This is a genomic window from Desulfotruncus alcoholivorax DSM 16058, assembly GCF_000430885.1.
Classification (GTDB): domain Bacteria; phylum Bacillota; class Desulfotomaculia; order Desulfotomaculales; family Desulfallaceae; genus Desulfotruncus; species Desulfotruncus alcoholivorax.
In genome coordinates, this window is record NZ_AUMW01000045.1 from 1 (window position 1) to 12,148 (window position 12,148).

11 protein-coding genes are annotated in these 12,148 nt (G+C 45.2%); 7 read left to right on the top strand and 4 right to left on the bottom strand.

Features of this window, described 5'->3' with window-relative positions:
• Both H569_RS0116360 and H569_RS0116365 read right to left on the bottom strand, forming a co-directional pair.
• A partial coding sequence (locus H569_RS0116360; protein WP_051273663.1) for a hypothetical protein occupies nucleotides 1-469 on the bottom strand: 469 nt, incomplete at its 3' end.
• A gap of 4 nt (nucleotides 470-473) precedes the next feature.
• Entirely contained in the window at nucleotides 474-1,415 is a 942-nt protein-coding gene (locus H569_RS0116365) for a sulfite exporter TauE/SafE family protein (protein WP_027365478.1), read from the bottom strand.
• A gap of 385 nt (nucleotides 1,416-1,800) precedes the next feature.
• Here H569_RS0116365 and H569_RS0116370 point away from each other — a divergent pair, with 385 nt between their 5' ends.
• From H569_RS0116370 to H569_RS0116380, 3 genes are all read left to right on the top strand, one after another.
• The gene (locus H569_RS0116370) at nucleotides 1,801-3,381 is read left to right on the top strand and encodes an ATP-binding protein (protein ID WP_027365874.1); all 1,581 of its coding nucleotides are present in this window, start codon (nucleotides 1,801-1,803) and stop codon (nucleotides 3,379-3,381) included.
• The gene (locus H569_RS0116375; protein WP_027365875.1) at nucleotides 3,356-4,702 is read left to right on the top strand and encodes a sigma-54-dependent transcriptional regulator; all 1,347 of its coding nucleotides are present in this window, start codon (nucleotides 3,356-3,358) and stop codon (nucleotides 4,700-4,702) included. The genes H569_RS0116370 and H569_RS0116375 overlap by 26 nt, the downstream gene beginning before the upstream one ends.
• A 116-nt stretch (nucleotides 4,703-4,818) precedes the next feature.
• Nucleotides 4,819-5,424, top strand: a complete 606-nt coding sequence (locus tag H569_RS0116380; RefSeq protein ID WP_027365876.1) for a GNAT family N-acetyltransferase — start codon at nucleotides 4,819-4,821, stop codon at nucleotides 5,422-5,424.
• Between the two features lie 108 nt (nucleotides 5,425-5,532).
• Here the strand turns inward: H569_RS0116380 and H569_RS0116385 are convergent, their stop codons facing one another.
• Nucleotides 5,533-7,521, bottom strand: a complete 1,989-nt coding sequence (locus H569_RS0116385; protein WP_027365877.1) for an oxidoreductase — start codon at nucleotides 7,519-7,521, stop codon at nucleotides 5,533-5,535.
• Between the two features lie 184 nt (nucleotides 7,522-7,705).
• Here H569_RS0116385 and H569_RS0116390 point away from each other — a divergent pair, with 184 nt between their 5' ends.
• Complete coding sequence (locus H569_RS0116390) at nucleotides 7,706-8,440, top strand: HAD family hydrolase (protein WP_027365878.1); 735 nt, start codon at nucleotides 7,706-7,708, stop codon at nucleotides 8,438-8,440.
• Here H569_RS0116390 and H569_RS0116395 read toward each other — a convergent pair.
• Nucleotides 8,397-9,461 carry a hypothetical protein gene (locus tag H569_RS0116395; protein WP_027365879.1) on the bottom strand — a complete coding sequence of 355 codons (1,065 nt, stop codon included), beginning with the start codon at nucleotides 9,459-9,461 and terminating at the stop codon, nucleotides 8,397-8,399. The two genes, H569_RS0116390 and H569_RS0116395, sit on opposite strands and share 44 nt — an antisense overlap.
• Nucleotides 9,462-9,646: 185 nt before the next feature.
• On the opposite strand from H569_RS0116395, the gene H569_RS0116400 reads away from it, so the two are divergent.
• The 3 genes from H569_RS0116400 to H569_RS0116410 all read left to right on the top strand — a co-directional run bounded on the left by H569_RS0116400 (nucleotide 9,647) and on the right by H569_RS0116410 (nucleotide 11,998).
• On the top strand, nucleotides 9,647-10,804 hold the full coding sequence (locus H569_RS0116400; RefSeq protein ID WP_027365880.1) for a (Fe-S)-binding protein: 1,158 nt from the start codon (nucleotides 9,647-9,649) through the stop codon (nucleotides 10,802-10,804).
• 131 nt (nucleotides 10,805-10,935) lie between these two features.
• Nucleotides 10,936-11,211 (top strand): transcriptional regulator, encoded by a 276-nt coding sequence (locus H569_RS0116405; protein ID WP_027365881.1) that lies wholly within the window; start codon nucleotides 10,936-10,938, stop codon nucleotides 11,209-11,211.
• Between the two features lie 106 nt (nucleotides 11,212-11,317).
• Complete coding sequence (locus H569_RS0116410; protein ID WP_027365882.1) at nucleotides 11,318-11,998, top strand: Crp/Fnr family transcriptional regulator; 681 nt, start codon at nucleotides 11,318-11,320, stop codon at nucleotides 11,996-11,998.
• The last annotated feature ends 150 nt before the right edge of the window (nucleotides 11,999-12,148 follow it).

The following is a 12,148-nucleotide window of genomic DNA, read 5'->3' on the forward strand; positions in this document are numbered from 1 at the left end:
TGCCCGAGGCAGCCAGTGTCAATACCAGTATTTCAGCAGCAGCAATGGCCGCGTAAGGAATGTCTTTTTTCTTCACATAGGCCGGCAGTAGGAGCGCCAGGTAGCCAACAATGGTAAGCGCGGCCAGTAAAGCGATGCCTATCAGGCACATAAAGTCGCCGTGGTTGATCAGCGCCAGCCAGCCCCAGCCCGAAGGCGCCCCGGTGGCCACCAGCAGTTCGTGTGCACTCATGCCCCAGTATTGCGGCATCTGGGAGGGAGGAATAAATGATCCCACTATACCGCTGAGGTAAAGGGCAAATGTCACCGCCAGAATGGCTATTCCCCCCCAGGAGCAGTAGAGCAACATATTGGCATATCGGACCTGCTCCGGCGCTACCTCGATTTTAACCGCCGCTTTTTTCTGTTTTGACGGTGCTGTCTGTTGTTGTATGACAGCTGTTTGTTTTTCAACGCTCACTTGACTCATGTTTCTACCCCCATCCCAGTCCTTTAATCAAGGACCTGATTCCGGAAAAGAGCAACATTAATATAACCATGTTGCGCACGACTTTAGGTTTGGCACCTGCCAAAAGCTTTACGCCCACCAATGATCCCAGCATGACTCCAAGCACTGACGGCACTGCAATAATCGGCAGTACCGCGCCCTGGTTCAGGTAAACCCAGGCAGCCGAGGTATCGGTTATGGATAAAAGAAATTTGCTCGATCCCACGGCAATCTTTAGCGGCGCACCCATGAGCAGGTTCAGAACCGGTACGTTGGCCCAGCCTGCGCCCAGGCCGAACATGCCGGCCACGATACCGATAAATATGAACAATAGAAAGCCTTGCGGTGTGCGCCATACTGTCCAGTCCACCGGGCGACCGGCGGTGGGCTCATAATATGTGCCGTTGATGTTCAGCGCCCGGCTGACTCCGTCCGGCTGGCCGACTTTGGGAAACTCGCTGTTTTTTGAAAAAACGAATAATACCGCGATTAAGGTGATGGTGATACCAAGGCAGATTTGCACTATGTTGTCCGGCAGTGCCAACCCTAAAAATGCACCTATGATACTAAATATTGAGGCTATTAGTGCTACCGGCAGCGCCAGCCGCAGGTTGGCCAGGTTGGCTTTTAACAGACCGGGACCGGCTGCCAGCGCACCCGACAGTGCCACGATCAGGCCCGCGCCACGTACAAAGTCCAGGCTGAACGGGAAAAAACTGCCCACGATCGGGGTGAACAGCACTCCGCCGCCCACTCCCGCCATTACGGCCACTATGCCCATTGCAAAGGTGGTGACAAAAAGCAACAGCGGCCACGCCCACCAGGGCATCCCCGGCGTTCCAGACGCCTGCGTTACTGCGTGGGCCACCTGGGAGTTGTTGGCCATTTCTAACAACATGCTCGCTTTGGCCATTATTCCTTCCATCATTTTTATTCCCCCATTAAAATCTCTAATATCCTTTCCAGATCCCCCATTATTAACTAAAGTAATTATTTCACTAATAAGATCCACGCATCCCTCCTCGATTTCATTATTTAATTGTGATATAATGAATTTGCATGTGAAAAAAATCATTTTATTTGCAAATCAATCAAGCAACTTCCGTGCCAGTTAACTTTACCGGTTATTCCACGCAAAAAACGGCAATAAAAAAATAGATTGTTCAATATCAAACAACCTAAAAAATTTTACTGGCAATTTTCTTGTGAACTGTATTACAATACTATTGCAGGTTATGTATAAAAACAGACAGCTTTTTGTTTGTTTTTATACAACTAGTGATATAATAAAGCCAGTTAGGGTGATATTAATTTTGAAAAAATTTAATTTTAATTCTAAGGATAGCACTTTACGCTCACAATTCCTGTTAGTAATCACGGTATTACTAATAATCCCCGTGCTGGTAATGATGTATGACATTTTTTTTGCCACACGCAGTGATGAAGTCATGCTAAAAGACCGGGAGGAAAAGCTTGGCTCCGTTATCGAAACTGTTGTTGCGCCTAACATTAAACAGCAATTTAGCCAGGCACTGGGCAGCAAGGACATAGACTCCCTTAGCGTTAAAGAACGGGTAGTCCATTTAAAGCAGGCATTTGATAACTCAACCAGGGATCTGGTTCCCAGCAACCCCGGGGTTCGTTTTGGCTTGTATATACCGGAAACCGGTCAAATTTTTGTTAATGGCTTTTTGCATCAATATCGGGAATTAAACCATGACGAGCAGTTAGCACGGGAGCGCAGGGTTTTAAAGGAAGCCAATAGCGGCCTTATAGCCGTTGCAGCCAGCGGCAAACCGCTGGCCAGGCTTACCAGCAGCTTAAATGACGAGACTTTTGAATACCTCTCCCCTGTCTTTATTGAAAATAAACTTGTTGCTGTTGCTTGGGCGGACGAAAGATTACATCCCATCTATGCCCAAAGCAGGTTATTTCGCCTTTTAACCAGATACTTTACGCTATTGGCTTTATTCTTCGGGGGAACCGGTGCCATTTTAATTATTCATAACCTTGCAAGCGGGGTAAGCAGGATAAAAGAAGGTCTTAGCAAAATGGAAAAAGATATTCATTACCATATACCTGAATTATACGGAGAAGCGGGGCAAATTGCCAGAGCTATAAACAAGATGGCCTCTTCACTGGTCGAAAAAGAGAAGCTGGAGGAAGAATTGAGGCGGTCAGAGCGCCTGGCGGCGCTTGGACGACTTGTAACCGGCGTCGCCCATGAACTGCGCAACCCCATTGGAGTCATTAAGACAACCATGCAGATAATGGAGAATGATTTAAAAACAGTTCCGGGAGCTGAAGTATTTTTCAATGAACCCGCTAAAATAATTTACGAGCAGATTAATCGCCAAAACAGAGTATTACAGGAACTGCTCGATTTCGGACGTCCAAGCAAACAAATTATCCAGAGCGCATCAATCAATTCCCTTTTGGAAAAAATTTTAACATTTACCAGCCCCATGCTAAGAGAGCACAACATCAAACTGGTTACTAATTTTGATCAGAAATTACCGGCTGTCAAGGTAGACGCCGAACGAATCAAACAAGTATTTGTCAACCTGATTCTTAACGGCATTCAGGCAATGCCGGAGAGCGGTACACTGACCATAAGAACTTATAGCATCGAAGATTGGGTGTGCATTGATTTTATCGATACGGGAAAAGGTATCTCGCCAGATGAAATCGGCTGCATTTTTGACCCGTTTTTCACCACTAAGGAATATGGCACCGGATTGGGTCTATCTATAAGCCATCAAATTATAAAAGCGCATGGTGGTGTAATTAATGTAGAGAGTACGGAAGGCATAGGAACAATTTTTACCGTTAAACTGCATCTTGACGGCGAAATGGGGGATGAAGCGGATGGCTTCCAAAATACTAATTATTGATGACGAAGAGCACATGTGCTGGGCTCTTGAACGGGCCATGCGTCAGGAAGGTTATCAAACCCTGGTGGCGACTCGCGGGTTAACCGGACTGGATTTAATCAGAGACGAACAACCGTCTCTGGTTATCCTGGACTTGCGCATGCCGGAACTTGATGGAATGGAAGTATTGAAAAAGGCCAAAAAAATAAACCCCAAGCTTCCGGTCATAATGCTCACCGCCCACGGCACCATTGAAACAGCCATAGAAGCAATGAAAATTGGCGCAACGGATTACATTACCAAACCTTTTGATCTGGACGAATTAAAGCTGGTAATTAAACAAAATCTCCTTTTAAGCCAATTGGAAACTGAGGTGACCTTTTTACGTTCCGAGTTGACGAGTAAATATGGTAATTTCGTGGGACAAAGTAAAGTAATCCAGGATATCATCGCCCTTATCGAGCGGGTTGCCAAAAGCAACGCCAGTGTTTTAATCACAGGCGAAAGCGGTACCGGCAAAGAAGTGGCTGCTGTGGCAATTCACCAAAACAGTCCTCGCAGCAATGAGCCTTTTATTCCTGTCAATTGCGCGGCACTTCCTGAACAATTGCTGGAAAGCGAGCTTTTTGGGCACGAGCGCGGCGCTTTCACCGGTGCAACATCTCGCAAACTGGGGCGTTTTGAACTGGCGGATAAAGGAACAATTTTTCTTGATGAAATTGCTGAAATGTCCATGAACATGCAGGCCAAATTATTGAGGGTGCTTCAGGAAAAAACCTTTGAGCGGGTGGGCGGCACTGAAATATTATCGGTGGATGTGAGGGTGATTGCGGCCACCAACCGCCAAATGGATGAGGCAATTAAAAAGGGGCATTTCAGGGAAGACCTTTTCTACAGGCTAAATGTTATTCATATTCACCTACCCCCGCTAAGAGAGAGAAAAGAGGATATACCTTTACTGGCTGAACATTTTTTGCAGAAATTTGGCCACACTTACCAGGTTAGCAAAATATCTCCCGAAGCTATGGAATTACTGTGTAAATATCACTGGCCCGGAAACATCAGGGAACTACAGAATGTAATCGAGCGTGCTACCATTATTTGCCGGGATAATGAAATTCGGCCCGAGCATTTGCCAAGAGATTTATACGCCGCACCTAAATCTACAAGTGATATTATAGTGGAATTTCCGGAACAAGGATTGTCGTTGGAAAAACTGGAAAAGGAATTAATCTTAAAAGCGCTGGAAAAAAGCGGAGGAAATCAGACAAAAGCAGCACAATTACTGGGAATTACCAGGTCAGCTTTACTTTACAGATCACAAAAACATAATATATTTTAAATTTTAATAATAAAATTGATTTACAAGCAGGATTTAATTATTTTAATTCAGAATATTTCTACTCAGTATGTTTAAGGTATGTTTAAGATAAAAAAACAGATTAATTGGTGGTGGCTATGACTACGCAGTTAACAACCAGCAAAGGGCCAGTAGTTATTGAAGGACCGGTTTCTGCAAACTATATAGAATCATTGGGCATAGTAAAATCTTTAAATAATTTTAGAAACGCCAAGCGACAGAAGGAAGCGCTGGGCTATGTTGCCGGGCTCCCTGAAGGCATGGTTTATATTGCGCGGCACGAGAATGAAATCATAGGCTACGTACTATTCCATTACCCGAACCAGTATAGCAGGTGGGTTAAGCATCCCCGCATACTGGAACTGGGCGCTATTGAAGTAAGCAGGGAATGGCAAAGAAGGGGGCTGGCCAAAGCAATTCTGACTGAAGCTTTTAAGAACTCAGCCCTTGAAGATTATATTATTATAACTACCGAATTTTACTGGCATTGGGATATAAAAAACAGCGGACTTGATGTTTGGGGCTACCAGCGTATGCTTAAAAATGTATTCGGTTCTGTAGGGTTTAAACGCCGCCGCACTGATGATCCGGAAATTCTGGAGCACCAGGCAAATATGCTCATGGTACGGATTGGCAATAATGTTAGTCCAAACCACATCAAGATGTTTGATGACCTCACTTATCAGCAGTCAATTATTTTTTAGATTTAAAAATTAATTATGCAGTACCCCCCTTAAAGCCGGGGACGGTTGTATCGAGTAGCTCGAAGTAGGGATAGCTAATCCCGACTTCGAGCTACTTGATTTATATTTTTACAGAACCTCGCCCGCCAGGCAGCCCTGATGCACCGCATCCAGCGCCTTTCGGGGCGCTACCGCATCGCCCACCATATAAACCTCGGGGAAAGATTCCTTAATTCTTTCCGAAAGCTCACTTACGGACTGCGACCCAACCGCGAGCAAAATGGTATCAGCTTCGATTAATTCCTCTTTTCCAGCCACATCGATTATGACACCTTTATCAATGATTTTTTTAGCCGTGGCCCCGGTTATCGTTTTAACGCCAAAACGCTGTATTTCCTGCAGAATAACCCAGCGCGATGAGATACCTATATCCGCCCCCACCGCCTTTTGCATCTCAATGACAGTTATATCCTTAATTCCCCTGGTGGCAAGCACTTTTAGCGTTTCCCAGTTCTCCGCATTATTTAACGCAAGAAAATGAAGAGTCTCTGCGTTGATAACACCTTTGCCCGCAAGCATCAGGGCCGTCTCGCAGCCAACCGCTCCGCCCCCGATAATTACCACGCGCCTGCCCGTAGCTGACTTACCGGCCAGCACATCCCAGGCCTGAGCAACATTGGGGCTGTCCACCCCGTCAATTGGCGGAGTGACGGGAGTGGCACCGGTAGCCATTACCACCGCATCAGGATCGAACGATCTAATGTTTTCCTCATTGGCTTCTTTGTCCAGCTCAACTGTAACTCCCAGCCGGTACAGCTCGCTACTAAGATACTCAACAAACGTGGCAAATTCCGATCGACCGGGTGGCACAGCCGCAATATTAAGCTGACCGCCAAGCCGGTTCCCCTTTTCCCATAGAGTAACGCGATGACCCCGCTCGGCAGCCACCCGCGCAGCTTCCATACCGCCAGGTCCACCGCCCACCACCAGAACTTTTTTTACCCGGCCGGCCGGACGAAAATCGCCCTCTTCTTCCCTCCCGGCCCTGGCGTTCACCAGACATCCTACCGGCTTCATGGTAAATACAGCATCAAGACACCCCTGGTTGCACCCGATACATTTTCTTATTTGGCCAAACCGGCCTTCCGAAGCCTTGTTAACAAGATCGGGGTCAGCGATCATCGCCCTGGCCATGCCGACTAAATCTGCCATATCGTCAGCCAGTATTTCTTCCGCTAAAATAGGATCATTAATCCTGTTGCAAGCAACAACCGGAACATTTACGGCTTCCTTGATGCCCCTGGCCAGGTATGCAAACGCGCCCCTTGGTGCGGCCATTGTTATTTGCGGCACTGCTGTCTCATGCCAGCCACCCGTGACGTTAAACGCGTCAACCCCCGCCTCTTCAAGCCGCTTGCAAAAAACAGCAATTTCGCGATTTGTGTTTCCGCCGGGCATAAAATCATTTCCTCCCACCCGGAACATAACCGGATAGTCCAGGCCAACAGCCTCTCTGATATTTTGAGCTACTTCCAGGCCGAAACGCATTCTGTTTTCAAAATCGCCGCCATATTCATCCTGCCGCTGGTTCGTAACCGGAGAAAGGAATTGTGAGACGAGATACCCGGCGCTGCCAATGACCTCAACGGCATCGAACCCGGCCTTTTTAGCCCTTACCGCCGCCTGGCCGAAACTGTTTACAATATCTTTAATTTCATCCGTTGTGAGTTCCCTGGGCATCTGTCTGGTTAGCTTGGAAGGAATTGGTGATGGCGCTACCGGTTGAATCCCCATTAAAAATGAATAAGAATACCTACCGGGTTGGAAAAGCTGGGCAGCTATTTTGCCGCCTTCTTCATGCACAGCATTAACCAAGTCTGAAAGGCCGGGCATGTATTTATCATCGTCTATCTTAATCATGTTGCCATAACCTTGATCATCGATGGCACAACCGCCTACAATAATAAGGCCTACTCCACCCCTTGCCCTGGCCCGGTAAAATTCAACCAGTTTATTAGTTACAAAACCGTCCTTGCAGTAACCCAAGTGCATAGCCGGCATGACCACGCGGTTTTTTAATTCCATTTGTCCGATTCTAACCGGTGATAAAAGTTTCATTTTAAAAAACCTCCTTAAATTTGGGCTGACTGGATAATCATTCATAGAACTATTTATTACTGCCTTTACCCACTGTTATAGTGCTGTTTGAGACTTATTCTACGAATTCTGATCAAATTCCTTTCAATGCCTAGAACCGGGCTATGTTATAATTATTGATTAATACATCCCACGGAGGCACTTGATGACCAAACCCGCGTTAAAAATAATTGCTTTTGATATGGATGGCACCCTTACCGAAGAACGTAGTTCCTGGGAATACCTGCACCGCCGGCTTGGTATCTGGGATAAACAAGCAGACCAATACCAGGACCAGTTTCTGCAAGGAGAAATTAGTTATGAAGAGTTTTGCCGGCTCGATGCCATCATGTGGAAAAACATGTCCATTGAACATGTTAAGTCAATATTAAACGAAATTAAAATTTATCCTACGGCACTGGATTTAGTTCATACGTCTGCAACATTAGGAGGTAAAACAGTTTTACTGTCTACAGGGCTTAAATTACTGGCGGATATGATCGCACCACATTTTAATTTTTGGTTTTACCAGGCAAACGAGTTGGTTTCTCGCAATGGCATTCTAACTGGAGAATGCGAAGTACATGTTTCCACCGACGCTCCCGGTAAAACAAAAGGGGCCTACCTTGAAAATTTAATGTACCGGTTCGGAGCTTCCCAACAAGAAACCGTGGCTGTCGGTGACAGCGCCGGAGACCTGGAAATGCTTTCAAAGGCCGGCCTGCCCATTGCAGTTAACCCAAGGCAAAAGGACCTGGAAATTTTATCGAACGCCATACCAAATTTGATAACAGTTCAAAACCTTAAAGAAGTAATTTCCATTTTAGAAAGCAAGTTTACACGCCCACAAACTGGTTTTAATGAAATGCACTTAATAAACCAAGGATGGTCTCAAAGGTAATTAAAAGCACTATAGCGATTTCAAGCCAGGTGGAACGGGCCGTCACAATTTCATCGCTCAGCATGGAGTAATTCTGCTGAATAAGCGCCATTTTTCGCTGCACGCTGTCCATCCAGGCCTTGGTTCTGAATATGATCAGTGCCGCCGAGTAAATCCTGGCGTAATAGATATCTTCCGTTACTTTAACCGAATTCTGAATCCGCTCGGTTATATCGGTTACCTCGGTAACAACTTGCATCAGCCTCCCCATTATTCGCCGGTAATACCTTAGGCGGGCATAACTTCCCACTTTTTCAACGCGCTGCAGTTCGCTATACATTTTTTCCATTTCCCCGGAAAGAAGCCCGTCGTAATAACGCAATTCAAGAAGTTGTGAATTGGCAAATTCCAAAAGCTCCGGAAGTTCGGTGCTGCCCGATGCATCATAAACCAGCGCCGAATCCCAGGTGATAATAATAAAATCCTCCGGAGTATAAGAATAGGTATGCTGCAACGTGTCTTTCCTGACCCAGTCGCTGAAAGGCCCTTCCTCTCTCAACAACAGCGGCAGAGGATCCCAGTGTGATTGCCAGTCAGTAAAAAAGAACACTATAAAATCCTCTTCGTAATCCCCGATACTAATGCCTATCATCGCTGGCAGCAAAGTTTGTTTAAGTTTATTTAATTGCATAAGAAAATGCTGATCATACTCACTTTGCTGTTCCAGGTTCATAGCAAATTGTTTAAAATTTTCGTAACATAAACCAGGCGAGAGAAATATTTGCATAATGATACTTATTACACCAAGGTCATAAATCCGGGCGAAAAAGGACACTTCATATTCCGATCCCCCGAATACAATTCTTTCATTCCCCAGCTCAACGCCCACCGGTGGATTTTCAATATGTATTGATTTAGGCGGCACGCGGGAAAGTTTAAGCCTGGATGTAACTTTTTCCATTGAAAGTATTCTTTCAACTAATTCAAGATTTATTTCATCTGCCACATCAAACAGGCGGTAAAACAATACTGCTGTTCGCATCGGCTTGTTTTCCTCCTTCGTATTATAAGTATTTTATTACACTACCTGCTATTTGCAACAAATAATACCGCCAATCATGCAATTTTTTATTTTTGGAAGCAGGATTTTATTCCAAAATCGACGAATGTAAAAATAAACACATACGGCTTTTGCATATAGTTTGGCAAGGAAAGAGGAGGATTATCATGTCAGAAGTCATCAATTATTTCGATGAAGTAAGAGAAATTGTCCAGGAAATGGGTGGCCAGGATATCACTACTTGTATGCAGTGCGGGCTTTGCAGCGGCTCCTGTCCCTGGGGGAGAATGGAGAAGGAAAGCCCTTTTAGTATTCGGCAAATGATTTACATGGGCCGGCTTGGTCTGGAAGGATTCGAAAGCGATGACGTGCTTTACGCCTGCACAACCTGCGGCCAGTGTGTAGTCCGCTGCCCCAGGGAAGTTAAAATCATTGATATCGTACGCGCTATGCGCGCCGTTGTTTGTGAAACCGGCGGCATCCCCAAAAATTTAAAAGCGGTGTTAGGCAGCATTAACAGCAACGGCAATCCGTGGTCCCAGGACGCCGATAAAAGAACTTCCTGGACAGCTGGACTCGACATCCCAACCTATACGGATCAGGAATACCTGCTATTTGTATGCTGCACATCAGCATTTGACGGGCGCAGCCAAAAGATAGCCCGTGCCATAGCCACTACCCTGCAAAAAGCCGGTGTTAGTTTCGGTATTATCGGCAACGAAGAAAAGTGCTGCGGCGAAGCAGTACGCAAAATAGGCGCGGAAGAAGAATTCAGCAGCCTTGCTGAATCTAATATTGAGTTATTCAATAGTAAAGGAGTTAAAAAAATTATCACCACATCACCCCACTGCTACTATACCTTTAAAAATGAATACCCGGAATTCGGTGGAGAGTTTGAGGTTATTCACTATACCCAATTGTTTGCCCAGTTGCTCAGCGAAGGAAAAATTAAGCCATCAAAAGAAATAAATAAAAAAGTTATTTATCATGAGCCCTGTTACCTGGGCCGGCACAGCAAAGTGTTTGAAGCCCCAAGGGATCTGCTGAACGCTATTCCCGCTTTACAGGCGATGGAATTTGATAAAAACAAAGATGACAGCATGTGCTGCAGCGGCGGCGGAGCCCGCATCTGGATGGAAACAGAAGCCGGATTGCGCTTCTCGGATGTTAAAGTCAAAGAAGCAATGGCCAAGGAAACCAACCTGCTTGTCACCGCTTGCCCGTATTGCGTGGTAATGCTGGAAGACAGCCTCAAAAATATTGACAAAGATGAAACGATGGCTGTTAAAGACATCAGTGAATTAATTAGCGAGAGCCTTGATTAAGTTAACCATTTATTAAAACGACAAAATTTTTTTAGCCCGGTCAAAATGACCGGGCTATTTTACTTATTAATCAAGCAAAAAATGCACATACTACCTAATAAAATTAATTAAATAGGAGGTCAAGGAATTATATGGTATCAACAATTAGCCTGGCCGATTACTTGCGAAAGGCCAGTGAAAGGCTGCCGGACGAGGCGGAAAGGGTTTTAAAAACACTTCTGGAAAGCGGCAGCATGAACAAAGAAGACCTATCGCTATCTGCCAGGGTAAAAAGAGCTGTTCTTGATCATATCATCATGCAACTCTATGCACTTGGGTTGGTGGAAATATCCACCGAGGGGAAAAGCAAAATATGCAGCGCGACAAAACTGGGCGACGAATTTTACAGCCTGGTCAAGGCCGGTTAACCGGCCTTAATTATTTATGCAACCGGAAGCCTTTTTTTAAGTAATCAACATATGATATACTTTGATAAAACGGTGTACAAATTATAAGGTATCGGGAAACTATCATATGGCGGAAAATTTAAAGTATTTAAAAAAAATACCATTGTTTGCTTACCTTAATGATGAACAGCTTTCCAAGGTAGAAAAAGTCATTATTGAGCGGTCCTATCAGAAAGGCCGTATTCTATTTATGGAAAACGAGCCGGGTGAGGCTGTGTTTTTTGTCAAGACCGGACGGGTTAAGGTTACCAAGCAAACAGAAGACGGACGCGAACATATTTTGCACTTCATTAACCCTGGCGAAGTCTTCGCCGAAGTTGTAATGTTCGAAGGAGGAACATATCCCGCCACCGCCGAGGTAGTTGAAGACTGTACCGTCGGTATGATCAGGAACGTGGATATGGATAGGATAATTAACGAAAATCCGGGCATAGCCCTGGGTCTTTTAAAAATCATGGCTCGTCGTCTAAGGATATCGCAGCAACAATTAATAGAGCTGGCCCTACTTGACACCACCCGCCGTGCAGCCAGCATGTTGTTGTTTTTGGCCGGGGAACAGGGACTTCAAACCGGCAAAGGTATTGAAATAGACATTTCCCTCACCAATCAGGACCTGGCCAATCTAATAGGCACATCAAGAGAAACCGCCAATAGAATAATCAACGATTTTAGGCGGCAAAGGGCCATTGAGGTTAAAAAAGGACGCGTTACCATATTGGACAAATATAAATTAAAATCCTGGCTGTAAAATAAAAGCAACCCTGGAATAAATAACTCAGGGTTGTTTTTAATATGTATTGATTAATTGATGCATATGTATGTTTTTTACCACTTGCAGCCTGCTATGCTGCTCAGGATGAAGGCCGCTATTACCAGTACGGGAAACCAACGACGCATT

Excerpts from the sequence above, each read along its gene's own strand:
- H569_RS0116365 (WP_027365478.1), bottom strand. The coding sequence starts at position 1,415 with ATGATGGAAGGAATAATGGCCAAAGCGAGCATGTTGTTAGAAATGGCC.
- H569_RS0116405 (WP_027365881.1), top strand. The coding sequence starts at position 10,936 with ATGGTATCAACAATTAGCCTGGCCGATTACTTGCGAAAGGCCAGTGAA.
- H569_RS0116400 (WP_027365880.1), top strand. The coding sequence starts at position 9,647 with ATGTCAGAAGTCATCAATTATTTCGATGAAGTAAGAGAAATTGTCCAG.
- H569_RS0116385 (WP_027365877.1), bottom strand. The coding sequence starts at position 7,521 with ATGAAACTTTTATCACCGGTTAGAATCGGACAAATGGAATTAAAAAAC.
- H569_RS0116410 (WP_027365882.1), top strand. The coding sequence starts at position 11,318 with ATGGCGGAAAATTTAAAGTATTTAAAAAAAATACCATTGTTTGCTTAC.
- H569_RS0116380 (WP_027365876.1), top strand. The coding sequence starts at position 4,819 with ATGACTACGCAGTTAACAACCAGCAAAGGGCCAGTAGTTATTGAAGGA.
- H569_RS0116390 (WP_027365878.1), top strand. The coding sequence starts at position 7,706 with ATGACCAAACCCGCGTTAAAAATAATTGCTTTTGATATGGATGGCACC.
- H569_RS0116395 (WP_027365879.1), bottom strand. The coding sequence starts at position 9,461 with ATGCGAACAGCAGTATTGTTTTACCGCCTGTTTGATGTGGCAGATGAA.
- H569_RS0116375 (WP_027365875.1), top strand. The coding sequence starts at position 3,356 with ATGGCTTCCAAAATACTAATTATTGATGACGAAGAGCACATGTGCTGG.